A 23,977-nucleotide genomic window follows, 5' to 3' on the forward strand; every position below is an offset into this window, starting at 1 on the left:
AGCGAATAAAAAATCAACTCTCGATAAAAATCATCGCCGGGTTCTCAAGCAGCGACTTGATCCGCTGCACGAACACCGCCGCGTCCCAGCCGTCGATGACGCGATGGTCGAAGCTCGAGGACAGGTTCATGATCTTGCGCGGAACAAACTCCGAGCCGTTCCAGCGCGGCAGGGTCTGCATTTTGTTGACGCCGACAATCGCCACTTCCGGATGATTGATCACCGGCGTCGTGACGATACCGCCCATGGCCCCGAGCGAGGTGATGGTGATGGTTGAGCCCGACAACTCGTCGCGCGCCGCCTTGCCCGACTTTGCCGCCTCGGCGAGTCGCGCGGCTTCTTCGGCGCAGTCCCAGATGTCGCGCGCTTCAGCGTGGCGCGCCACCGGCACCATCAGGCCGTTCGGGGTTTGCGCGGCAATGCCGATATGAACGCCGCCGTGCTGGTGAACGACGCCCTCCTCGTCATCGAAGATGGCGTTCAGATGCGGCTGTTCCGATACCGCCTTCACCATGGCGCGCATGAGGAACGGCAGGATGGTCAGCTTCGCCCGGCCTTCTTTTCGCGTTTCGTTCAACTCTTTACGCAAATCTTCAAGCGCGGTCATGTCGACTTCATCGACATAAGTGATGGGCACGATGCGCGCGTTCGCCGCTTCCATTTTCTCGGCGATCTTGCGGCGCAGGCCGATGACGGGAACGTCTGTCACTTGCGTATTGCGAACGTAACCGGACCCGCGCGCAACGGCGCCCTCGCCGCCCGAAGCGATGAAGGCATCGAGGTCTTCGTGAGAAATGCGGTTCGCCGGACCCGTACCCGGCACACGCCGCAGATCAAGCCCCGCATCCGCCGCGCGCTTGCGCACCGCCGGAGACGCCAGCGGCTTTTCGCCTTCTTTTCGGGGGACTGCGCTGACAGTTTTCGCAGCGCCGTTCGTTTTCTGTTTGTCAGTATTTGGCGCCGGTTTCTGCTCAGCCTTCGGCTTTTCCGCGCGCGCAGATTTTTCATCTTTCGCCGGCTCTTTTTCTTCCTTGGCTTCCTTCGGCTCAGGCGCAGGACCGTCGTCCTTCGCCTCTTCCGGCGCCGCGCCCGGCTTCACATTGCCGGGGCCGTCAACTTCCAGACGAATAAGCGGCGAGCCGACGGAGATGATCTCGCCGACCTTGCCGCCCTGCCAGATGACCTTGCCTTCCACCGGCGATGGAATTTCCACCGTCGCCTTGTCGGTCATCACCGCAGCCAGCACCTGGTCCTCGGTGACATTGGTTCCGATATCGGCCATCCATTCGACGAGTTCAGCTTCCGCTACGCCCTCGCCCACATCCGGCAGTTTGATTACATGCTCGCCCATTACGCCGCCTCCATCACTTTTTTCAGTGCGTCGCCGACGCGTTTCGGCCCGGGAAAATAGTCCCATTCATGAGCGTGCGGATAAGGCGTGTCATACCCTGTCACGCGAATGATCGGCGCTTCCAGATGATAAAAGCAGCTCTCCGCGACAATCGCCATCAGCTCCGCCCCGAAACCGCAGGTTTTTGTCGCCTCATGCACAATAACGCAGCGCCCGGTTTTTTTCACGGACTCTTCAATGGTTTCCAGATCGAGCGGCAGGATCGTCCGCAGGTCAATGATTTCCGCATCGACGCCGGCTTCCTGCGCCGCGGCTTCCGCGACATAAACCATGGTGCCGTAAACCAGCAACGTCACATCCGCGCCCTCGCGGCGCACCGCCGCCTTGCCCAGCGGCACGGTGTAATAATCATCCGGGACTTCGCCCATCTCATGCTTCGACCACGGCGTCACCGGCCGGTCGTGATGACCGTCAAACGGCCCGTTATAAAGGCGCTTGGGCTCAAGAAACATTACCGGGTCCTCGTCCTCGATAGAGGCGATCAAGAGGCCCTTGGCGTCGTAGGGGTTCGACGGGATCACTGTCTTGATGCCGGAAACATGCGCGAACAGGGCTTCGGGGCTCTGGCTATGCGTCTGACCGCCGAAAATCCCGCCGCCCGTCGGCATGCGCACCACCATCGGCACGGTGAAATCGCCGTTTGAACGATAGCGGATGCGGGCGGCTTCCTGGGTAATCTGGTCGTAACCGGGATACATATAGTCCGCAAACTGAATTTCCACGCAAGGGCGCAGTCCGTAAACGCCCATGCCGATCGCCGCGCCGATAATGCCGCTTTCGCTGATCGGCGCATCGAAACAGCGCTGGCGCCCGTATTTTTCCTGCAGGCCTTGCGTACAGCGGAAAACGCCGCCGAAAAACCCGACATCCTCGCCAAAGACGACCACATTGTCGTCTTTTTCCATGGCGTTATCCATGCCCGAGCGGATCGCCTGAATCATTGTCATTCTGGACATCGGTTAAAGCCCCGCTTCCTGACGCTGACGGCGAAGATGCAGCGGCATTTCCTTGTAGACGTCATCGAACATGGTCGCCGACGAAGAATGCGGCCCGTCATGAAGGGTGCCGTTTTTCTCCGCCTGTTTTTGCGCTTCTGCGACCTGCACCTCGAGCATTTCCTGCATCTGGTGATGCTGCGCATCCGACCAGACGCCGCGCTTGATGAGGTAGGTCTTCAATCGCTCCACCGGATCGCCGAGCGGCCAGTTCGTCGCTTCTTCTTTCGCTCTGTAGGCGGATGGGTCGTCCGATGTGGAATGGCCGCCCATGCGATAGGTGACGTGTTCGATCAGCGTCGGCCCGTGTCCGGCGCGCGCGCGATCCGCCGCCCATTTGGCGACCGCGTAGACAGCCAGATAGTCGTTGCCGTCAACGCGCAGCGAAGGTATGCCGAAACCCAGTCCCCGTGACGCAAACGTCGCCGCCTTGCCGCGCGCAATGCCCTGAAACGTCGAGATCGCCCACTGGTTATTGACGATGTTCAATACGACCGGCGCGCGATAGGTGGAGGCAAAAACCAGCGCGGAATGAAAATCGTTTTCCGCCGTCGAGCCTTCGCCGATCCAGGATGTGGCGATTTTTGTGTCGCCCTTGATGGCGGACGCCATCGCCCAGCCCACGCCTTGAATAAATTGTGTCGCAAGATTGCCGGATATGGTGAAAAACCCGTGCTCTTTCGACGAATACATGATCGGCAACTGCCGGCCCTGCAAGGGATCCGCGGCGTTGGAGTAAATCTGATTCATCATATCGACCATGGGATAGTCGGATGACAAAAGAAGCCCCTGCTGGCGGTATGTGGGGAAATTCATATCGCCCGGCTGAAGCGCTTTTGAGAACGCGCAGGCGATTGCTTCTTCGCCCAGCGCCTGCATGTAAAAGCTTGTCTTGCCCTGGCGCTGCGCCATCAGCATGCGCGCATCGAATGCGCGCACGCGCACCATGTCTTCAAGACCTTCCTTGAGCTGATCGTCGTTCAACATCTCCGCCCACGGGCCGACTGCTTCGCCCTCGCGGTTCATGACGCGAATGATCGTATAGGCGAGATCGCGGATGTCGCCCGCCTCGACGTCGATGGGCGGCTTCGGCGCGGCGCCGGCCTGTGGAATTTCCACATTTGAAAAATCAGGCTGGTCGCCGGGCCTGAATTCCGGCTCCGGCACGTAAAGAGATAGCGGCTTCGCGTCGCTCATGTTCTGCTCCCGTTTCGTCCCGTCCGGCGAACTGCGAACGAGGCCTTATTGCCTTGAAATCCGGCTGCTTTTCGCGTGGGTGTAGCGCGGGGAATATGGCGCGGGCAATGGCCGGAAACGAGACTCGGGGAAAAAGAGCGCCGAGCGTGATTTGCGGAGGCGTGAAAAGACGAATCTGCCAATCGGAGAAACACTCATAGCAGAAAATTCAACAGGGTTCGGCTGAGAGAAAGTCAGCGCAACCCGAATTCACAGCATTCTACCAACCGCCGCCGCCGCCGCCCCCGCCGCCGCCGCCGGAAAAACCACCGCCGCCCGAACCTGACGAGGAAGAGCTTTGCGGCATCGCGCTGGCGACGCCGGACGACATGGAAGAAACGAGACTGCGATTGAGTCCCCCGATCGAATTATAATGACCGCCATGCAGGCTGGCCCAATGCGGATTATACGCTTTAGCCTCCGCTGGTATGAGTTTTTCAAAATGCTTCGTCCAGGGCTGTTCAACGCCAAGCGCGACAGCGAACGGCAGGAAACGTTCATAACGCTCAACGCTCATCGGCGGCGGCGCATCGGTTCCGGGTTTTGCGGCGTTAAGCTGTAATCTTTCCGCCGTTTTCAGATAGAGCCGGAAGCCTTCGATCTCGGTTCTGATCTTTTGTCCCCGGTCAGTGGGCGCCGGCAGAAAATAGGAAAAGACAGCGCTGAGAATGACAAGAGCCGCCACAAGTCCCATATGCCAGAGCGTCCAGCCGATGGATAATTTCGCCGCGACCGCAATCGCAATCGCCGATAAAATAATCCCCAGCACCAGAAAACCGCTGTTCCATTTGAAAAACGGCGCGCCGAAATCCTTGCCAACCTCTTTTTGAAAATTCCTATAGGCGCTTGTAAAAGACGCATCGTAATCGTCGCCAAGCGTGAATTTTTCGCGGCTGTTAAAAATTTTACTGACCAGTTCGTCTTCTTCTTTGTAGGCGGACGAAGCCGGTGGTTCTTCAAGCAATGTCAGCTCTGTTTTCTTCTTGTCTTTCGCATTGATCCGCAGACGATCCTTGATGGCCAAATTGAGTAAGGATGCAATCAGCGCCTTGTGGCCGGCGAAGCGGCGGTGATAAATATGATGCGTCGCGGCGGGCGAGAAACCTTCCGGCGGCTCATAGCGGGGAAACACAGGGCCTTTCGCCGGATCGCGGCCGACGCGATGATAGGCGCGCAGGTAAAACAGGAAGAGCAGTGCGATCGCCGACAAAAGCACGATCATCGATGCATGTATGGTCCACCACTCCGCGCGCCGGTCAGCTGCGGATGGCGGATCGACGGCGCCTTTTTCAAAGCCGAGCGCGACGGTCAGTCCCTGGCGGCGCATGAGCGGCGATGTTGTTTCAAAAACATGCGCGTCGCCATCCCGGCTGTAGCGATAGGCGCCGCCGGTATCGCCCTGGCCGCCGGTATAAGCCGCGGTTTGATTGACGCGCGCGCCCTGCGGCAAAGTGATAACCGCGCGTGCGGTCTCAATGGGAAAATACCAGTAACTGCCCGTGACATTCCAATAGAGTTCATCATACGTATCGAAATAGCGGATCTGGTTTTTGACTTCATATTCGATTTCGTAAATATGCGCGCCGTTTTTCAGAAAAACATCCGCATCGCCGATACGGATGCGCAGGGCGTTTCCGGCGCGCTCTACATTATAGGGTTCGCGTTCGCCGTTGCGGGTGACGCGCGCCACGTCATAATTATAGGGAAGACGCCTGCCATCTTTTGTATAATAACGCGGCAGGTCGCGAAAAATGCCGCGCCGGATCTGCGCGCCTTCCGCCGTGACGGCGATTGTCTCGGTGACGATGATGTCGCCGTCTTTTTGCACATCAATCGCGACATTGAATTCATTGATCTGCTCAACCGCCACCGCCGACACAGGCCAGACAACAGCAATGATCGCGATCAAAATCGCCCGTATATTCATGCGCGCGTCTCCGCGATTGAGGGAACCGCCCTGTCGGCCGTATCGATTTCAAAATAGTCGCGTTTGGAAAATCCGAACGGGCCGGCTGCGATATTCACCGGAAAGCTTTCCACCAGCGTGTTCAGCTCGCGCACCGCGCCATTATAAAAGCGACGCGCCATTTCGATCTTGTCTTCCGTCTGCGATAATTCATTCTGGAGGTCGAGAAAGTTCTGGCTGGCTTTCAGTTCTGGATAGTCTTCCGCCACGGCGATCATGCGCGCCACGGGCCGCGACAGCTCGCTTTCACGCGCGCCGCGCGCCGCCGGGTCGTCGCCCGCAGCCAGCGCCGCGCTGCGTTTTTCGGCAATGTCCTCAAAAAGCTGGCGCTCATGTCTGGCGTAACCTTGCACTGTCGTGACGATCGACGGAATAAGGTCCGCGCGGCGTTTAAGCTGCACGTCGATATCAGCCCAGCCATTGTTGACAAGCTGGCGGCGCTTCACGAGCAGATTGTAAATTACAATCGCGCCCGCAATAATGGTTAATATAATTCCTGTAAGGATAATTGTGGTGTTCATCAGCCCCCCTTCTATCCGATATAGGAATGCGTCATCAGATTTAAAGCGCTGGCGTCAGTATTTATCCATTCGCGAGTTTCGTCCATGCATCTTCCGTCAGCACCGTAACGCCCAGTTCCTCGGCTTTCTTCAATTTCGATCCCGCGCCCGGACCGGCCACCAGATAGTCGGTCTTGGCCGAAACCGATCCGGAAACTTTCGCGCCGAGGCCTTGCGCGCGGGCCTTCGCCTCATCGCGCGTCATGGTCTCCAGCGTTCCTGTAAAGACCACGGTCTTGCCGGCGACGGCGCTCGCGGACGCCACCGCTTCGACGGCCTCGGGCGTAACCTCTTGCAACAGCCGATCGACCGCTTCGCGGTTATGCGCCTCGTCGAAAAAATCGATAACGCCCCGCGCCACCAGCGCACCGACGCCATCGATCGACAGCATGTCCTGATAGGCCTCGCCCGTCTCGTCCCGCGCTTTCAACGCCGCCCCGTAAAACCCGTCAAACCCGCCATAATGACGGGCGAACAATCGCGCATTCGTCTCCCCCACATGACGGATGCCCAGGGCGTTGATGAAGCGCGGCGACGGGATCATCCGCTTCGCCTCAATTGCGTCGAAAAGATTCTGCACTGATTTCGTATTCGTCGGCACTGGAACGCCGTCTTTCAACGCCAGATCGCCATCCGTTTTCTTTTTATAGGTATAAAGATCAATTTTCCCAGCTTCCTGACGGCGGCGCAGTGAAAATATATCCGCCGGCTCCCTGATGATCCCCTGCTCGAAAAAACCCGCAATCTGTTTTTCGCCCAGACCTTCAATATCAAACGCCTGGCGCGAGACAAAATGCTTCAGCCGCTCGACGATCTGCGCGGAACAGACCAGTCCGCCGGTGCAGCGCTTGTCGACATCCGCCTTGCCTGTATTCGGGTTCACTTCGTTGACGGCGTGACTGCCGCATACCGGGCAATTCTCCGGAAAGGCGTACCGCCTGGCGCCCTTCGGGCGTTTTTCTTTCACGACGTCCAGAATTTGCGGAATGACATCGCCGGCGCGCTGAATAATCACCGTATCGCCTTTGCGAATGTCCTTTTCCTTGATGTAATCGGCGTTGTGAAGCGTCGCGTTGGAAACCACGACGCCGCCAACAGTGACGGGCGTCAGGCGCGCGACGGGGGTCAGCTTGCCCGTGCGCCCCACCTGAATCTCAATCTCTTCCAATATTGTCGTTGCTTTCTCAGCCGGAAATTTATGCGCCGTCGCCCAGCGGGGATGACGGGAGACAAAGCCGAGGCGCTCCTGCAGATCGAGCCGGTCGACCTTGTAGACGACGCCGTCAATGTCATAACCAAGCGTTGCGCGGTCCGCTTCAATCCTGCGATATTGCGCGATCATGTCAGCAACACTGGCGCAGCGTTTCGTCAGTCCATTGATTTTAAACCCGAGCTTTCCAAGCTGTTGAATGGCGCCGTACTGCGTTTCGGCCAGGGGCGCGCTCACCTCTCCCCAGGCATAGGCGAAAAAATGCAATGGCCGCGACGCGGTAATCGCGGCGTCGAGCTGACGCAGCGAGCCTGCCGCCGCATTGCGCGGATTGGCGAATTTTTCTTCACCCGCCGCTTCAAGCCGAGCGTTGAGCGCTTCGAAATCCGCGTGGCTCATATAGATTTCGCCGCGCACCTCCAGCACATCGGGCGCGCCTTTCAGCATTTGCGGAATGTCGGCGACCATCAGCGCATTGCCAGTCACATTCTCGCCCGTCTGGCCGTCGCCGCGCGTCGCTGCAACTTTCAACACGCCGCCTTCATATCTCAAATTCAGCGACAGCCCGTCAATTTTCGGCTCCGCCGTATAGGCAAGCGGTTCTTCTTCGCCGAGACCGAGAAACCGGCGCACGCGCTTGTCAAATTCGGCGACGTCATCGTCGCTGAATGCATTGTCGAGCGAGAGCATCGCGATTGCGTGCTTTGATTTTTCGAATTTCGTGGAAGGCGCGGCGCCCACCCTGTCCGAAGGCGAATCATCGCGTTTCAGTTTCGCAAACCGTTTTTCAATAAGCAGGTTCCGCCGGCGCAACGCATCATACGCAGCATCGGAAATCTCCGGCTGATTCTTATTGTAATACGCCTCATCGGCATGGGCGATGGCGGCGGCGAGCCGCGCAAGCTCCGCCTCAGCCTGTTCAGCGGAAAGTTTTCCCACCGGGATATCCGCAAAATCATCCGCCGATTTTTTCTTCGCCATTTTTTCCTTCGAAAACTGAGTGAGACGATCGCCGCCGCCGGATACCGGTGGATCATTATCCGCCAACATTTGGCAATATGTAAGAATTCAACAGACCGGTTTTTTTTGAAAGCCACGTTCGCGCATTGTACGCAAGACGTTTACGCGCGCTTGCGTGCTTTCCGAACCGCCGGCGCTTTCTCCTTTTGCGTTTCGGGCGCGCCCAGCAACCGGCGCGCGGCTGCCCGCGCTTCATCGGTGATTTCCGCGCCGGACAACATACGCGCAATTTCTTCTTCCCGCTCATCGGCGCCAAGCGCCGTGACCTTTGTAAGCGTTGATGATTTTGTCTGCTTTTTCTCGATGCGCCAGTGCGCGCCAGCGCGCGCTGCAACCTGCGGCGAATGCGTCACCACCAGCACTTGCGCGTCAGCCGCAAGACGCGCGAGCCGTTCGCCGACGGCGTCGGCGACGGCCCCGCCAACTCCGGCGTCAACCTCATCGAAAATTATAACCGTGCGGTTTTCCTTTACCGACAGCGCCGCCTTCATAGCGAGCACAAAGCGCGACAGCTCGCCGCCCGATGCAATCGTTTTCAGCGGGCCCGCCGGCGCCCCGGGATTGGTCGCCACCATAAACTCTACATTATCAATGCCGTCCGACGTCGGATGCGATGCGTCTGAGGCAATCCGCGTCTCAAAGACAGCCTTGCCGAGTTTTAGCGGCGCCAGCTCTTTGGCCACCGCGCGGTCAAGTTTCGCGGCCGCGCTGATGCGATCTTTCGAAAGCGCCGCCGCCGCTTTTGTAAAACCGGCCTTTGCGTCCTGCATTTCTTTTTCCAGCGCGCCAAACGCCGCCTCGCCCTGTTCAAGGTCGTCCAGCGTCGCCCTGGCCTTGTCGAGAAAGGCGCGCAAGCCGTCCGGCGTCACGCCGTGCTTTCGCGCCTCCGCGCGCAGGGCGAAAAGGCGCTCCTCCGCCCGGTCAAGTTCATCCGGGTCGGCGCCGTAACGCGAAATCGCGTCGTCAAGCGCGATGCGGGCTTCGCCCGCCTCATTCAGCGCGCTTTCCAGTCTCGCGGCCAATTGCGCCAGCGGATTATCGGGGTCTTCCATACGCGCCGCCGCACGCTCAATGCGGCGCAAGGCCGCCGCAAGCTTTGTATCAAACCCGCCTTCGCTCATGGCTGTGGCGGCGGCGTTCAGATCATCTGCGATTTTGTCCGACGCCATCAGCTCTGCGCGGCGTGAGGCGAGCGCCGCCTCTTCGTCCGCCTGCGGATCGAGTTTACCGAGCCTTTCGACGACATGACGCAGATAATCCGCCTCTCGCGCAGCTGCATCGCGAGCGCGCTTTTTCTCTTCAAGCTGGTCTTGCGCGTCGCGCCACCGGCGCCAGCACGCAGCAACGCCGGCGGCTTTTTTTGTCAGCCCGCCGAATTCATCCAGCATCTGGCGATGCGCAGATGCCGTCAGGAAGCCGCGCCCGTCATGTTGTCCGTGAATTTCTATCAGCGTTTCGCCGACCGTGCGCAGCATGCCGATGGATACGGGCTGGTCGTTTACAAAGCCGCGACCGCGCCCGTCCGCTGTTTGCACGCGGCGCAGGATCACCTGATCTTCGCCGGTGTCGAGCGCATTTTCCTCCAGAACGCTCCAGACCGGATGACCGGCCTGCGGTTCAAAGATCACGGACACAACGCCCTGCTTGGCGCTCACGCCTTTACTGATTTGGCGTACGGCGCCGCGTTCCGCACGGCCGCCCACGGCCAGACCCAGCGCATCCAGCAGGATCGATTTCCCCGCGCCTGTTTCACCGGTCAGGACCGTCATGCCGGGTCCGAGCGCCAGCCGCGCCTGATCGATCAGTACAAAATCCTGAATTTGCAGCGATGTGAGCATCGAGGCAGCTTACCATAATGGCTGCGCGCGCAACTATGCATCGCGCGCGGCGTTTGCTTACCGACCTATCTCAGTTTGCGGAAGGGTTAAAGCGGCTCGCGCGCTTCCTCAATCGGCGAGCGCTCGATCAGACGGTCGTCTTCCGCGCCGTCCGTCAGATCCTCGAGCTCTTCAGCCGAAGGCGGGTCGATATCCGTCAGGCTTTCCGGCCGGATATCGCCGACATCGGGAACCTCGTCATCGCCGTTATCCTTGAGCCGCGCCTGTCGTCCCGGCAACCGGTCTCCGCCGGCGACGATATCATAGCGCTCAAAGAGGCGGTAGCTGTCCTGGTACCACGCACTGCCCGGGTAGTTGTGGCCTAGCACGGCGGCGGCGGCGCGCGCTTCGTCAACGATGCCAAGCTCAAGATAGGTTTCAACGAGGCGATGCAACGCTTCCGGCACGTGACTGGTCGTCTGGTAATCGGTGATGACCGTCTTGAACCGGTTGATAGCGGCAATGTGCTTATTCTGCTTCAGGTAAAACCGTCCGACATACATTTCCTTGCCGGCAAGGTGATCGAATGTCAGATCGAGTTTCAATCGCGCGTCGCGCGCATATTCCGTATCCGGATAACGGCGGATAACATCGTTCAGCGATGCAACGGCGTTGTTCGTGTAATCCTGATCGCGGCCCACATCGCGAATGCGCTCATAATAGCACATGGCTTTCAGATAATATGCATACGGCGCATCCTTGTTGCCGGGATGCAGCGCCAGAAACTGGTCCAGCGCGCCAACCGCCTCCTCGTAGTCATTGCCGCTGTAATAGGCGAACGCCTTCATCAACATAGACCGCCGCGCCCAGGCGGAATAAGGATGCTGGCGCTCGACCTCTTCGAAATAGGCGATGGCGGTTTCATAGCGCTTTCTTTCCAGGTCGCGCAGCGCGTTGGCGTAAAGCGTTTCCGCAGGGCGCTCGACATATGCGAATTTTTTCTTCTTGCTTGACGAGCTGCACGCAGCCAGCATGACGCACGCGGCGAAGATGCAGAGCACTTTACCCAAAAACGCAAACCGAAATGTCACGAGTTGATCGCCTTTCCGCTAACATGAAATTCGCCTGACGGCGAAGCCTTCAAACCGCTGTTCTAGTGGGGCGGTTTGCCATCGTCAAACGCGGCGGGGCTACGCGGTCGCCTGCAGCGATTCGCGAACCGTCGCCGCAGCGCCGGTCTCGCCCTGCGCCCGCCGCAACACGGCGCGCGCCGCGCGGGTGTTGAGAAAATGCCCCGGCCGAACCGCATGAATCGAACCGCGGACGGGAGCGCCCAACAGATACAGATCGCCAATCAGGTCGAGCGCCTTGTGCAGCGCGAATTCCTGCGGATTGCGCAGCGGGTCTTCATTGAGCACCCTGTCGCCGTCCACGACCACCGAGTTGGCCAGCGTGCCGCCGCGTATCAGGCCCGCCTCGCGCAAATGCTCGACTTCGCCGATACGGCAAAATGTGCGAGCGGACGCCAGTTGCTCCAGATCGCCGAGATTATCGAGATCAAGCGACAGCGACTGGCGGCCGATGAGGCAGTCGTTAAACTCAATTTCCAGCTTCAGCCGGCGCGGACCCGGGGAAAACTCAATAAACCGGTCGTCATCTCCGATGCGGATAGGGTGATGGATGAAATACGGCTCGCGCACCGCGTCCTGTTCGGCGCAGCCGGCGCTGGAAAGCCCGCTCACAAATTCCCGCGAACTGCCGTCCAGAATGGGGATTTCCGGTCCATTGACCTCAACCAGCACATTATCGACGCCGCAGAGCGCCAGCGCCGCCATCAGGTGCTCGACGGTCGCAATCTGGGCCCCCGCCTCATTGGCGAGCGACGTGCCGTGATCGGCTGCAACCACATTCATCGGCGACGCCGTGATAAACGGATTGTCGATATCGAGATCGCTGCGGTGGAAAACCACCCCGGTATCGGCTTCGGCCGGCTTGAGAGTGACTTCGCAATAAGCGCCGGAATGAAGCCCGACGCCTACGAACGACAAATCACGGTTTAAGGTTCTTTGGCGTTCACGTCCCTTCATACCTTGACCACATCCCCCCATACGCCAAACCACTCCGCGCCCGATATCCTCACGCACAAAACGCTGATTGTCACGCACCGCCCGTCTGCGCAGAAAATACCACCCTACAGACTTTTTGCGATACCGAAAATGAAGCATGGTCAATGATTAATACAGATTCCTACGTGCAAGTCATAAAAAAACTGCGCCAAACCTTTGAGGTAAGGCGCAGTTTAGTAAAGTTTTTCAAACGCTTGTAGCGGAAAGCCAAAAGTGTTTATCCGGTTTTCTTCTTTCGCAAAAATGACGGAATTTCAAGGTCCGCGTCTTCCTGGTCATCGAACAGATCGCCCCGCGCGCCGGTCTGGCTTGGCTTCGCCGCTTCGGGCGCGCGCGGCGGCGCCGTTTCGCGCCGCTCTTCTCCGCCGCCCAGCGCCTTGAACATATCCACGGCGGCCTCAAGCGAATGCTTTCCCAGCGCCTGCGCGCCGCGGAAAGGGTTTTGCGCCGGCCGGTGAGCCTCGCCGGCGGGACGCATGGCCGGTTTGCTGACGGGCGTTCTCACGGCGGCGGACTGCGGCGGCGCAGATGCAGGTCGATGTTCCGAAGCGCCTTCCGTCAGCATTTTACGAATGCGCTCATGCACGTCGCCGACCGGGTTTTGCGCGGCGGAGGGCGCACTTGCAACCGGCGATGATACGGGCGCAGAAGCGGGACGCGGCTGCGCTGCTGGCGCGGCGGGCACAGCAGACGCCGCGCCTGGCCGCGTTTCCTGCTGCGCCGGCGCCGGTCTGTCGACGCTGACCGGCTCGCGCCATGGTTTGGAAACTGCCCCGGTGTTGATCTTGATCTGCGGCCGGGCCGTATCGCTCACTTCAATGTCTATGCCTGTCGCAACGACGGAAACGCGCACTTTGCCTTCAAGATCCTGATTGAAAGTCGAACCGACGATGATGTTCGCGTCAGGATCAACCTCGGCGCGAATGCGGTTCGCCGCCTCATCGACCTCAAACAGGGTCATGTCCATTGAGCCGGTGATATTGATGAGAACGCCTTTGGCGCCCTTCATGGACTGTTCATCCAGAAGCGGGTTTGAAATTGCGGCTTCGGCGGCCTGGATGGCGCGTTTTTCACCTTCGGCCTCGCCGGTGCCCATCATCGCCTTGCCCATCTCGCTCATGACTGTGCGCACATCGGCGAAATCAAGATTGATGAGGCCCGGCATGACCATGAGGTCCGTGATGCCGCGAACGCCTGAATGCAGCACCTGATCCGCCATGGCGAACGCCTCATGGAAGGTCGTGCGCTCATTGGCGATGGAAAAGAGATTCTGGTTGGGAATGATCAGGAGCGTATCGACATGCTTTTGTAATTCGTCGATGCCGGCGCTCGCCAGCCGCATGCGTCGCGCGCCTTCAAAGTGAAACGGCTTGGTCACAACGCCGACGGTGAGGATGTCGCGTTCTTTCGCTGCTTTCGCAATAACAGGCGCGGCGCCCGTGCCCGTGCCGCCGCCCATGCCGGCGGTGACGAAGAGCATATGCGCATTGCCCACATGCTCAAGAATTTCATCCAGCGACTCTTCGGCCGCCGCGCGCCCGATATCGGGAATGGACCCAGCCCCGAGACCTTGCGTCGTCTTCACGCCGAGCTGAATCTTCTTTTCGGCCTTAGCAAGACCTACGGCTTGCGCATCGGTGTTCGCCACGACGAAATCGACGCCCTCAAGCTGGCTTTCGATCATGTTGTTGACGGCGTTGCCGCCGGCGCCGCCAACGCCGATGACCGTAATGCGCGGTTTCAGTTCAGTGAGTTCAGGAACGCTTAGATTGAGTGGCATGAATGTCTCCGGTTATGCGCAAATTGCAGGGCCGCCCCGATTGCACCTGACGATGCTGGAAACCCCTGATGGTTAATTCATTCGTTAAAGAATCGTTCAGAACCCTTTCCAAAAGGTTAACGCGGCCTTAACGAAAAAATTAAATTCTTAAAACTTTGCCCGCAGCCAAGCTTCAACCCCGCCGAGCACGGACGATTGATTTCCTGCATGAAGTGATTGGCGCAAAACGCCAAGACCGTTTTCATGCATCCGGCCTAAATTTGCGTAATACTGAACGAGACCCGCGCAGACGGAAAACGCCGGGGCGCCCGCCGCCTCGGGCGAGCCGGGGATTGGCGCAGGGCGGCCAAGCCTGCTTTTCATGGCGAGCGTGCGTTCGGCGACTTCGCGCGCCCCCACGAGAAGCGAGCCGCCGCCGGTCAACACGACGCGGCGCAGTCCTGAGCGGCGCATCGGATCGTCAGGCAATTGTTCGGCCACCATTTCCAGAATTTCTTCCAGCCGCGGCAGGATCACCTCGCATATATCGGCGCGCGAGGCGCGAACGGTCTCGTCCGAAGCGCCAAGCTGCGGGAAATCGATAAACCGGTGCTCATCCCCGGGACCCATCAGCGCCGACCCGTATAGCGTTTTTATCCGCTCCGCATGCGCCAGCGGCGCGCCGAAAATCTGGGCGATGTCGCGCGTGATGTGCCCGCCGCCCGCAGCGACGCCGCCGCAGGCGACAAGGGCTGCGTTGTCATAGACGGCGTACCCCGTGGACGCGGCGCCGATATCGATTAGCAAGACGCCAAGCTCTTTTTCATCATCCAGCAGCACCGCTTCAGCGGCGGCGAACGGCGCGGCGACAAACTCATCGACCTGGAGATCACAGCGCTCGATCAGGTCAGCCATATTGTCGAGAAAACTCTGCCGGGCGCTGACGGCGAACATCTCCGTCGACAGCATCGATGCTGAGAACCCGACAGGATCGCTGAACCCGTCCTCGCCATCCACCTTGAATCCCGTCGGCATGGCGTGCAAGGGCGCGCAATCGGGCGGGTTTGCGATTTTCGCGCCTTCCGCCAGTGAGTCGTCGACATCTTCCTGCGTAACAACGCCGCCCGCGATTTCCAGATCGACGCCGATCCGGCGCCCGCGCAGATGCTTGCCCGGCACGCTGACGATCACGCGGCGCACCTCTTCGCCGGCCATGCGTTCAGCCAGTTCGACAGCGTTGCGCACGCCCTTTTCCAGCTCATCCGGACTGGCGCGTCCTCTTTGCCCGACCCCGTGGCGGCCAACGCCGATAATTTCAGCATGCGGCGCGAACCCGTCTTCCAGGGTAATGCGCGCAATGAAACAGGCGACTTTCGACGCGCCGAAATCCAACGCCGCCGCAAGGGTCTCGTCTTTTTTTCGCCTGCCGGCTTTTCGAAACGTCGCCACGCCCTGTCCTTTACCGCCAAGGTTTTGGCGTCTTGAGTTTATTGATCGCGCAACCGCCCCAAAGGCTCTTCCGCCGGCGCCGCGCCTTTTCGTCTGTAGACGAAGTTTTCCGGGTTTCGAAGATCGACATATTCGAGCGGCTCGTCAAGCAAGAGAAGCTCTTCCTGAAGCCGGGCGAGATAGCGCACTGCGTCGCGTTCTCCCATTTCCGGAAATTTAATGTCAACGCCCTCGCGCGTTTTCAAGTTCCAGCGCCTGTCGCTGACGCGTATCAGCGCGGACGCGCGGCCCCACAATATCGGCTCGTCCTGCAGCGCCTGCAACATGCTGCTCGCCGCATCCGGCGCCCCAGCGCCGACAATCAGCGGCAGGTCCGCATATTCATAGGCGTTGACCTGGCGGATCACGGCGCCCTCATCATCAATCAAATGCAATTCGCCGGAAAGCTGCCAAACGGCGGCGGGGGCGCGCTCGCGCACCGACACATGCACCGTATTCGGCAACAGCCTTGATACGGCGGCCGTGCGTACCCAGCCGAGTTGCTCCACCGCTGCGCGGGCCCTGTCCGGGTCAAAATGCACAATAGAAGAGCCAATGACGGGTCCGACAGCGTTTAACACATCCTGCTCTGCGGTCTGCGACACGCCGCGCGCCGTAATGCGCGTAATTTCCAGCCCCGCCGAGACGGCGCCGTTACCCGCCACGCGGTTCAGTTTTTCTCCCGCCAGACCGACATAGCCGCCCGCCCATAAAAATGCGATGGCGATCAGCGCAATCAGAACGGAACCGGCGAGCGCGGCGTGTGAAAAGCGCGTCCACACATTGGCGATACGGTCAAAAAAGCCGGTTTGTTTTTTACGCGCCGATTTTTTCCGCGCAGGTTTCTTTTTCACCTTTGGCATGAGGCGTCCTCCACCATCCAGGCGCAAAGCTCAGGGAATGAAATCCCGAGATGCGCGGCCTGCTCCGGCGACAGGGATGTCGGCGTCAGGCCTGGTTGCGTGTTCACTTCAAGACAGAAAACTTTTTCACCCTCGGCGTTTTCATCGTAGCGGAAATCGGCGCGCGACAGACCGCGGCAGCCGAGCGATTGATGCGCTTTCAGCGCCATATCGAGGCATTGTTCGGTGACGTCCGCCGGAATATCCGCCGGCAGAACATGGCTTGAACCGCCCGAAGCGTATTTCGCTTCATAATCGTAAAAGGTGAGCGCCGTGGAAATTTCCGTAACGCACAAGGCCCGATCGCCCATCACCGAAACCGTCAGTTCGCGTCCCGGTATGAATTTTTCGACCAGCACGTCATCGCCCAGCGACCATTCTTTCGACGTCAGCTCCGCCGGCGGGCGGTTGTCGCCTTCGCGCACAATAAACACGCCGACCGAAGAGCCCTGCGCATTCGGTTTGATGACGTAAGGCGCCGGCATCACCTTGCCGCCGGCGGCCTCTTCCCGAGAGACGATCACGCCGAAAGGCGACGGAATTTTCATGTCTTCGAAGACGGCTTTCGCGCGCTGCTTGTCCATGGCGAGCGACGAGGCGAGCACGCCGGAATGGGTGTAGGGAATGTCCATCACCTCAAGCAGCCCCTGCACGCAGCCATCCTCGCCCCACTGGCCATGCAGCGCATTGAAAACGGCGTCGGGTTTCGCTTCGGCGAGGCGCAAGGCGATGTCGCGATCAACGTCGATCTCGTAGGATTCATATCCGGCCTCGCGTAGCGCTTTCGCCGCCGCCGCGCCGGATACGAGCGAAACCTCGCGCTCCGGCGACCAGCCGCCTTTCAGGACTGCGATGCGGTTATACTTTCTTGTCATCGCCTCGCTTCTCCGATGCGCTTGATTTCCCAGCGCAACTCAACGCCTGTTTCGGTTAAGACATCTTTACGTAAAGACTCTATTAACTCCTCCAGATCCGCCGCTGTGGCGTCGCCGCGATTGATCATGAAATTGCAGTGCCGCTCGGAAACCTGCGCGTCGCCGACAATGCGCCCGCGCCCGCCAATCTCATCAATCAGTTGCCAGGCTTTTCGCCCGCCGGATTTTTCCGGATCGGGATTGGCGAATGTCGATCCGCCGGTGCGCTCGCGGATCGGCTGAGAGGCTTCGCGCTCGGCGCTGATCTTGTCCATGCGCGCGATGATGGCGTCGGGCTCGTCCGGCGCGCCTTCAAATGTGGCGCTGGTGAAGATCAATTCCTCTGGCGCCGACGAGTGGCGATAGGAAAAGCCGAAATCGGCGTTTGAGAGCACGTGGTTTTTGCCTTGCCGGTCATAGGCGACAGCCTCGACCAGCACGTCCTTGACTTCGCCGCCATAAGCGCCGGCGTTCATGCGGATGGCGCCGCCGATAGTGCCGGGCACGCCGCGAAAGAATTCCAGCCCCCCAACGCCCTCTTGCGCGGCGCGTTTTGCGACTTGCGCATCAATGCAACCCGCGCCTGCGGTGACGCGCATCCCCTCAACATGCACCTGCCGGAATGGCGAGCCGAAACGGATGACGACGCCGCGCACGCCGCCGTCGCGCACCAGCAGGTTCGAACCGACGCCCATGACGTAAACCGGAATTTCCTCCGGCGTCTCTTTCAGAAAATGTGAAAGGTCTTCTTCATCGGCGGGCATGAACAACACATCCGCCAGCCCGCCCACGCGAAACCATGTGAGCGCGGAGAGGTCCGCGTTCTCGACATATTTTCCGCGGACGTTTGGGAGGTTGGATGGGGTGATGCGAGAGGACATTAATGATTGTTGGCGACTTTTCTGTAGTCTTTCCAACCCCAATTAAAATGCTCTCTCTCGTATGGCGCAAGGATACAGTTCGAGGTTTTCATTTCACCGTCATTACGAGTTAGCGCAAATACTTCATAGATTTTACCCGGCTCGAAAATAACTTCGCAGGCACCAGGATAAACATAATGGAAGATAGAAACTTCATCGCCAACGTCACCTTTTAGTACTTCAATAACTTCGAATTGAGTGACATGATCTTCGATAATTTTATTGGGCGGAATCTCGATAGAGTAAGTTTCCACAGCATTGGCAAGGAATATTGCGTCCGCCGCTTCAACATGCTCTTCGATAGAGCTAAATCCCACACACTCGCAAGCAAATGCGACCGTTGAAAAGGCAGCAATACTTAATCCAAATATACTGAATAGTGCTTTCATGCTATGTCTTCACTTGCGCCAATTCACCCGCCAGCGCATCCGCATGTTTTGTGATGTCGCCCGCGCCGAGGCAGATGACATAATCGCCCGGCTCCGCCGTCTCGGCGATGATGCGCGGTAAATCGTCGAAACTCTTCAGCGCGCGCGCATCGCGATGGCCGTGACTCATCAGACCGGCGACGAAACTGTCGCGGTCAAACCCCTGAAGCGGGTCCTCGCCCGCGGCGTAAACATCCGCGATCAGCGCCACGTCGGCTTCGTTGAGGCAGGCGCAAAACTCGTCGAACAGGTTCTGCAGGCGCGAATACCGGTGCGGCTGTACGACGGCGATGACCTTGCCTGACGCAATATTGCGCGCGGCGCGCAGGACCGCCGCGATCTCCGCCGGGTGGTGGCCGTAATCGTCGATGATCGCAACGCCTTTCCACTCGCCCGCAGGGGAGAACCGCCGCTTAACGCCTGAGAATTTTGCAAAGCCCGATTTTATCTGCGCATCAGAGGCGCCAAGGCGTTTGGCGACAATCGCGGCGGGCAGCGAGTTCAATACGTTATGCGCGCCGGGCATAGGGAGTTTCACATTGTCGATGCGCCCGAGCTCGGCGCCGCCTTCGCGAAAGATAATGTCGTAAACGGACGCGCCGTCCTCGAACCGCATATTCGCAGCGCGAACATCCGCCTGCGGATTGACGCCGTAGGTGATAAGCCGCCTGTCCGTGACGCGCCCCACCAGCGCCTGCACCTCAGGATGATCGAGGCAGACAACGCCGAAGCCGTAAAACGGCGTGTTCTCGATGAAGATGTCGAAGGCGTTGCGCAAATTCTCAAAACCGCCCCAGTGATCCAGGTGCTCCGGATCGATATTGGTGACGATAGCAACTGTCGTCGGCAGACGGATGAATGTGCCGTCGCTTTCATCCGCCTCCACAACCATCCAGTCGCCCTCGCCGATGCGCGCATTGGCGCCGTAGGCGTTGATGACGCCGCCATTGATGACCGTCGGGTCGAGGTTGGCTTCATCCAAGAGCGCGGCGACCATGGTCGTTGTCGTGGTTTTCCCGTGGGTGCCTGCGACCGACACGGTCCATTTAAGGCGCATCAGTTCGGCCAGCATGTCGGCGCGTTTCACCACCGGAATGTGGCGCGCGCGGGCGGCGGCGACCTCCGGATTATCGCGCCTGATCGCCGTTGAGATGATGACCGCATCGGCGCCGTCGATATTTTCAGGCTTGTGCCCGATGACAATCGGGACGCCCTTGTCGCGAAGACGCTGCACGTTCGGCCCGTCGGCGACGTCGGACCCGCGCACGTCGTAGCCGAGATTGCGCATCACATCGGCGATGCCGCTCATGCCGATGCCGCCAATGCCGACAAAATGCACGACGCCGGCGCCGAAGGGCAGCCGCACCTTGATCTTCGGCGGATCGATTTTCGAATATTGATCTTTACTCATATTCTTAAACTTGGTTGCGGGACTCTTACGCCCCTTCATCCTGAGGAGCAAAAATCCTTCGCCCTTCGAGACGCGAACTTCGTTCGCCCTCAGGATGAAGGATTTTTGTGTCTCGAAGGATACGGGGGCATGTCGTCAACGAATACCTTCTTTATACTTTACTTCACGCCGCCTGCTTTTGCGCAGCGATATTTTCAACCAGATCCGCAAGCCGCGACGCGGCGCCGGATTTGACCGCGCCTTTTGCGGCTTCGGCCATGCTCTTTAGCCGTTCCGAATTGGTCAAGAGCGCTTCCAGCGGCGCGGCAAGCTCATATTGGTTAAATTCATTTTCAGGCAAAATCACGGCGGCCTTCTTATCAGCGAGCGCGCGGGCGTTGCCGGTCTGGTGATCGTCCATGGCGATGGCGAGCGGCACAAGGATCGACGGGCGGCCGATGGCGGAAAGCTCCGTCACCGTAGAGGCGCCCGCGCGGGAGATCACGAGATGCGCCTTGGCCATGCGTTCCGGCAAGTCGGCGAAAAACGCCCCCACATGGGCGCGCACGCCGGCAACGTTATAGGCGGCTTTCACCGCGTCGCTCTCGCCTTCGCGCGCCTGATGCGTAACGACCAGGCGCTGGCGCAGACTTTCCGGAAATCCCGCAATCGCTTTCACCGGCGCATCGGAAAAAATACTGGCGCCTTGCGAGCCCCCGAAAATCAACAGATTGATGTCGCCGTCAAGCGAGGGATAGGCGGCGCCTTCAACGGCCGCAACGGCGTCGCGAACCGGATTGCCCACTTCAATGGGCGCGACGCCGCTGGGCAGTTTTTCCAGCACCGGAAACGCATGCGCGGTAAAATAGGCGCTCTTGACAAGCAGGCGGTTGGCGCGGCCAAGCACGCCATTTTGTTCGTGTACGCCATAAGGGATGCGCATCAACTCAGCCGCCTTCATGGCGGGCAGCGATGGATAGCCGCCGAACCCGACCGCGGCGGCGGGTTTGCGCTTCCGGAATTCACGCAGCGAGGTAAAAAGACCCGCCGCAATGGAAACGGCGGACGCCGCTTTCGCCACCGGTCCGCCGATGGACGGCGTGGCGGCGGAAATCTCAAAACGCTCGTCAGCCGGAAAATTTTGCGCATATCGCGCGCCCCGCCCGTCCGTCACCAAGAGCACCTGGTGACCGCGACGCTTCAGTTCCTGCGCCAGCGCCTCGGCGGGAAACAAGTGTCCGCCCGTGCCGCCCGCCGCCAATGCTATGGGGCCGTCTATATTCACGGCATGATGTCCTTGCGCCGGAAGACGCCCTGATGCGTGCGCGTCAGCGCGAAAATTAGCCCGACCGTCAGCCCCGTCGCCAGCAGCGACGAGCCGCCATAGGAGATGAACGGCAGGGTCATGCCTTTCGCCGGCAGTGCGCGCAGCGAAACGCCGATATTGATAATCGCCTGAAAGCCGATCAGCGCCGCAAGCCCTGTCACCGCGCACTGTGCGAAAACGGATTTCAACCCCGCCGCCACCGCCATGACGCGGCCGGTAAAAATCGCGAACAGCAAAATGATGAACACCGCGAGCATGAAGCCGAATTCCTCGCCCGCCACAGCAAAGATAAAATCTGCGTGCGCATCGGGAAGCGCGCCTTTCATCGACGCCGCATCGCCGCGCCCGATCAGCCCGCCATTGGCGATGGTCTCCACCGCGCGATCCACCTGATAGGTTTCTGTCGCGCCGGGCTTTAAAAATCCATCGACGCGGGCCGCGACGTGATCGGAAAACACATAGCCCGCCGCGAGCGCGCCCATGCTGGTGACGCCGAGCGCGGCGATCCACAGCCAGCTCCATCCTGCCACAAAGAACATCACCGCCCAGACAGCGGTGACGAGCGCCCACTGACCAAAATCGGGCTGCAGCAAAAGCAGCATTGCGAATAAGCCGTAAAGACCGATCGCCACAGCGCCGCCCGGAAATTTGGGATCGCGCGCGCCCTCCGCCAGCATCCATGCGGCGGCGATCACAAAACCCGGCTTTGCGAACTCTGATGGCTGCAGGGAAAAACCGCCAAGATACAGCCATCGTTTCGCGCCGTTCACCTCGCCCGAAAACAAAAGGACAAGCAGCATGCCGAAAAGCGCGCCGAAAAACACGATGACGCCAAGCCGTCGCGCCTGCAGCGGCGTCAGGAACGACAGGGCCATGATGAGAAACAGCGTCGGCGCGAGAAAAATCAACTGGCGAACGGGAAAATGAAATTCACCGACGCCGCTGATGCGCGCCGCAGCAGAAGGGCCCGCCGCCATCAGCACGACAAAACCGATCACGATGATCAGCGACAGGATTGCAAGGCTTGGCCTGTCGATGGACCACCACAAACGGGCAAACGGAGAGTCATCCAAACGCGATAAACGTTTCACGCCGCCGCTCCATTGGTTGAGGCGAGTTGTGCAACAAGCTCGCGGAATTTATCGCCCCGTTCGGCGAAATTCTTGAACTGATCGTAGGATGCGCAAGCCGGCGAGAGGAGAACCACAGGGTTTTTCGCCTCCGACATCGCCGCGTCCGCGCTTGCCGCGCCGACAGCGTTTTCAAGATCCCCGCACAGTACGCAATGCACGCTGCCGCGCAACTGCTCTTCGAACTGCGCCGCCGCTTCGCCGATGAGATACGCGGTGCGCACCCTGTCCATCATCGGTTTCAAGCTTTCGACCCCGCCGTCTTTCGGCTTGCCGCCGGCGATCCAGAATATATCTTTTACCGCGCCAAGCGCGCGGGCGGCGGCGTCAGCATTCGTGGCTTTTGAATCATTGATGAACAGCACCTTGCCGTTGCGCCCGACCTCTTCCAGACGGTGCGCCAGCCCTTCGAAACGGTGGGCCGCCTTTACGGCCAGCGCCGGCGAAACGCCGAATTTTTCACAGACTGCTATCGCCGCCGCGGCGTTTTGATGATTATGCGGACCGCGCAAGGACCGCGCGCCGGAAAGATCCCCCGCCAGCAGGGCCTTGCCGTCAAGATTGACGTAGATTTTTCCATCCAGCGCGTAAACGCCGCGCCCCAGTGCGCTGCCGGACGATACTGGCCGGACTTCGGCGACATTGTGCGCCATTAACTCCGTACACACACTTTGTGCGTAATCGTCATCGACGCCCACCACCGCCACATCATCGCTTGTCTGATTGGCGAATATGCGTTTTTTTGATCTGAGATATCCGGTGACGTCGCCGTGCCGTTCAATATGATCCGGCGACAGATTGATAAACACCGCGGCATCGAGCCGCAGGCTTTCGGTCAGGTCAAGCTGGAACGACGACAACTCCAGAACATAAATCGCATCGTTCTCAAAAGGCGGCAGCGACAACACCGCTTCGCCGATATTGCCGCCCACATAAACATCATGGCCCGCCTGCTTCAGAATATGACCGATCAACGCGGTTGTGGTTGATTTACCGTTGGAGCCGGTGACGCCGACCACGCGCGGCCGCGCGCGGGGCTCAAGCTGGTTGAGCGCGCGGGCGAATAATTCCGTATCGCCCATCACCGGGACTTTTTCCATGCGCGCCTTGCGGACAATCGCGTGCGGTTTGGGATGCGTGAGCGGCACGCCGGGCGAGACGATCACCGCCTCCATGTCTTTCCACGGCCAGTTTTTCGGGTGCTCGCAGCGATATTCCGTATCGGCAGTTTTATCCCGCGCCGCACGATTTTCATCGAACGAATAAACACGCGCGCCGGAGGCCGCCAGCGCCTCGCAGGTTGCGATGCCGGAAACGCCAAGGCCGAAGACGCCGATATTTTTTCGTTTAACGTCAGGGATAAAAATCATATTCGCCT

Annotated in this window: 19 protein-coding genes; all 19 read right to left on the minus strand. The window is 59.5% G+C overall.

Annotation, left to right across the window (positions count from 1 at the left end; translation table 11 throughout):
* Positions 1-13 precede the first annotated feature (13 nt).
* Positions 14-1,351 (minus strand): dihydrolipoamide acetyltransferase family protein, encoded by a 1,338-nt coding sequence (locus ACQK2Q_RS09545; protein WP_425409512.1) that lies wholly within the window; start codon positions 1,349-1,351, stop codon positions 14-16.
* Positions 1,351-2,367 carry an alpha-ketoacid dehydrogenase subunit beta gene (locus ACQK2Q_RS09550; RefSeq protein ID WP_425409513.1) on the minus strand — a complete coding sequence of 339 codons (1,017 nt, stop codon included), beginning with the start codon at positions 2,365-2,367 and terminating at the stop codon, positions 1,351-1,353. Before ACQK2Q_RS09550 ends, ACQK2Q_RS09545 begins: the two co-directional genes overlap by 1 nt.
* A 3-nt stretch (positions 2,368-2,370) precedes the next feature.
* Complete coding sequence (locus tag ACQK2Q_RS09555) at positions 2,371-3,603, minus strand: 3-methyl-2-oxobutanoate dehydrogenase (2-methylpropanoyl-transferring) subunit alpha (RefSeq protein WP_425409514.1); 1,233 nt, start codon at positions 3,601-3,603, stop codon at positions 2,371-2,373.
* Positions 3,604-3,862: 259 nt separating this feature from the next.
* Positions 3,863-5,569, minus strand: a complete 1,707-nt coding sequence (locus tag ACQK2Q_RS09560; protein ID WP_425409515.1) for a DUF2207 domain-containing protein — start codon at positions 5,567-5,569, stop codon at positions 3,863-3,865.
* Positions 5,566-6,129, minus strand: coding sequence for a LemA family protein (locus ACQK2Q_RS09565; protein WP_425409516.1), 564 nt, complete (start codon positions 6,127-6,129; stop codon positions 5,566-5,568). Before ACQK2Q_RS09565 ends, ACQK2Q_RS09560 begins: the two co-directional genes overlap by 4 nt.
* Positions 6,130-6,190: 61 nt before the next feature.
* Positions 6,191-8,359, minus strand: a complete 2,169-nt coding sequence (gene ligA, locus ACQK2Q_RS09570) for an NAD-dependent DNA ligase LigA (RefSeq protein ID WP_425409517.1) — start codon at positions 8,357-8,359, stop codon at positions 6,191-6,193.
* Positions 8,360-8,499: 140 nt separating this feature from the next.
* Positions 8,500-10,236 carry a DNA repair protein RecN gene (gene recN / locus ACQK2Q_RS09575; RefSeq protein WP_425409518.1) on the minus strand — a complete coding sequence of 579 codons (1,737 nt, stop codon included), beginning with the start codon at positions 10,234-10,236 and terminating at the stop codon, positions 8,500-8,502.
* A gap of 86 nt (positions 10,237-10,322) precedes the next feature.
* Complete coding sequence (locus tag ACQK2Q_RS09580) at positions 10,323-11,306, minus strand: outer membrane protein assembly factor BamD (RefSeq protein WP_425409519.1); 984 nt, start codon at positions 11,304-11,306, stop codon at positions 10,323-10,325.
* 99 nt (positions 11,307-11,405) lie between these two features.
* Positions 11,406-12,302, minus strand: a complete 897-nt coding sequence (lpxC, locus tag ACQK2Q_RS09585; RefSeq protein WP_425409520.1) for a UDP-3-O-acyl-N-acetylglucosamine deacetylase — start codon at positions 12,300-12,302, stop codon at positions 11,406-11,408.
* Between the two features lie 256 nt (positions 12,303-12,558).
* A complete protein-coding gene (ftsZ, locus tag ACQK2Q_RS09590) occupies positions 12,559-14,121 on the minus strand; it encodes a cell division protein FtsZ (RefSeq protein WP_425409521.1) in 1,563 nt (520 codons plus the stop codon).
* A 147-nt stretch (positions 14,122-14,268) separates the two neighbouring features.
* The gene (ftsA, locus tag ACQK2Q_RS09595; RefSeq protein ID WP_425409522.1) at positions 14,269-15,549 is read right to left on the minus strand and encodes a cell division protein FtsA; all 1,281 of its coding nucleotides are present in this window, start codon (positions 15,547-15,549) and stop codon (positions 14,269-14,271) included.
* Between the two features lie 38 nt (positions 15,550-15,587).
* Positions 15,588-16,451: a cell division protein FtsQ/DivIB gene (locus ACQK2Q_RS09600; RefSeq protein WP_425409523.1), complete on the minus strand. Its 864-nt coding sequence runs from the start codon at positions 16,449-16,451 to the stop codon at positions 15,588-15,590.
* Positions 16,439-17,365 (minus strand): D-alanine--D-alanine ligase, encoded by a 927-nt coding sequence (locus ACQK2Q_RS09605; protein WP_425409524.1) that lies wholly within the window; start codon positions 17,363-17,365, stop codon positions 16,439-16,441. The genes ACQK2Q_RS09600 and ACQK2Q_RS09605 overlap by 13 nt, the downstream gene beginning before the upstream one ends.
* Complete coding sequence (murB, locus tag ACQK2Q_RS09610) at positions 17,362-18,285, minus strand: UDP-N-acetylmuramate dehydrogenase (protein ID WP_425409525.1); 924 nt, start codon at positions 18,283-18,285, stop codon at positions 17,362-17,364. Before murB ends, ACQK2Q_RS09605 begins: the two co-directional genes overlap by 4 nt.
* Positions 18,285-18,713 carry a hypothetical protein gene (locus ACQK2Q_RS09615; RefSeq protein ID WP_425409526.1) on the minus strand — a complete coding sequence of 143 codons (429 nt, stop codon included), beginning with the start codon at positions 18,711-18,713 and terminating at the stop codon, positions 18,285-18,287. Before ACQK2Q_RS09615 ends, murB begins: the two co-directional genes overlap by 1 nt.
* Before the next feature lies 1 nt (position 18,714).
* Entirely contained in the window at positions 18,715-20,118 is a 1,404-nt protein-coding gene (gene murC / locus ACQK2Q_RS09620; RefSeq protein WP_425411141.1) for a UDP-N-acetylmuramate--L-alanine ligase, read from the minus strand.
* Between the two features lie 208 nt (positions 20,119-20,326).
* Positions 20,327-21,427, minus strand: coding sequence for a UDP-N-acetylglucosamine--N-acetylmuramyl-(pentapeptide) pyrophosphoryl-undecaprenol N-acetylglucosamine transferase (locus ACQK2Q_RS09625; RefSeq protein WP_425409527.1), 1,101 nt, complete (start codon positions 21,425-21,427; stop codon positions 20,327-20,329).
* Complete coding sequence (locus ACQK2Q_RS09630; RefSeq protein ID WP_425409528.1) at positions 21,424-22,560, minus strand: FtsW/RodA/SpoVE family cell cycle protein; 1,137 nt, start codon at positions 22,558-22,560, stop codon at positions 21,424-21,426. The genes ACQK2Q_RS09625 and ACQK2Q_RS09630 overlap by 4 nt, the downstream gene beginning before the upstream one ends.
* Positions 22,557-23,969 carry a UDP-N-acetylmuramoyl-L-alanine--D-glutamate ligase gene (gene murD / locus ACQK2Q_RS09635; protein ID WP_425409529.1) on the minus strand — a complete coding sequence of 471 codons (1,413 nt, stop codon included), beginning with the start codon at positions 23,967-23,969 and terminating at the stop codon, positions 22,557-22,559. The genes ACQK2Q_RS09630 and murD overlap by 4 nt, the downstream gene beginning before the upstream one ends.
* Between the last annotated feature and the right edge of the window lie 8 nt (positions 23,970-23,977).

Source organism: Hyphococcus sp., from assembly GCF_965228385.1.
Taxonomy (GTDB): Bacteria; Pseudomonadota; Alphaproteobacteria; order Caulobacterales; family Parvularculaceae; genus Hyphococcus.

Coding starts and splice junctions, on each gene's coding strand:
- ACQK2Q_RS09545 (WP_425409512.1), bottom strand. CDS start 1,351: ATGGGCGAGCATGTAATCAAACTGCCGGATGTGGGCGAGGGCGTAGCG.
- ACQK2Q_RS09550 (WP_425409513.1), bottom strand. CDS start 2,367: ATGTCCAGAATGACAATGATTCAGGCGATCCGCTCGGGCATGGATAAC.
- ACQK2Q_RS09555 (WP_425409514.1), bottom strand. CDS start 3,603: ATGAGCGACGCGAAGCCGCTATCTCTTTACGTGCCGGAGCCGGAATTC.
- ACQK2Q_RS09560 (WP_425409515.1), bottom strand. CDS start 5,569: ATGAATATACGGGCGATTTTGATCGCGATCATTGCTGTTGTCTGGCCT.
- ACQK2Q_RS09565 (WP_425409516.1), bottom strand. CDS start 6,129: ATGAACACCACAATTATCCTTACAGGAATTATATTAACCATTATTGCG.
- ligA (WP_425409517.1), bottom strand. CDS start 8,359: ATGGCGAAGAAAAAATCGGCGGATGATTTTGCGGATATCCCGGTGGGA.
- recN (WP_425409518.1), bottom strand. CDS start 10,236: ATGCTCACATCGCTGCAAATTCAGGATTTTGTACTGATCGATCAGGCG.
- lpxC (WP_425409520.1), bottom strand. CDS start 12,302: ATGAAGGGACGTGAACGCCAAAGAACCTTAAACCGTGATTTGTCGTTC.
- ftsZ (WP_425409521.1), bottom strand. CDS start 14,121: ATGCCACTCAATCTAAGCGTTCCTGAACTCACTGAACTGAAACCGCGC.
- ACQK2Q_RS09600 (WP_425409523.1), bottom strand. CDS start 16,451: ATGCCAAAGGTGAAAAAGAAACCTGCGCGGAAAAAATCGGCGCGTAAA.
- ACQK2Q_RS09605 (WP_425409524.1), bottom strand. CDS start 17,365: ATGACAAGAAAGTATAACCGCATCGCAGTCCTGAAAGGCGGCTGGTCG.
- murB (WP_425409525.1), bottom strand. CDS start 18,285: ATGTCCTCTCGCATCACCCCATCCAACCTCCCAAACGTCCGCGGAAAA.
- ACQK2Q_RS09615 (WP_425409526.1), bottom strand. CDS start 18,713: ATGAAAGCACTATTCAGTATATTTGGATTAAGTATTGCTGCCTTTTCA.
- murD (WP_425409529.1), bottom strand. CDS start 23,969: ATGATTTTTATCCCTGACGTTAAACGAAAAAATATCGGCGTCTTCGGC.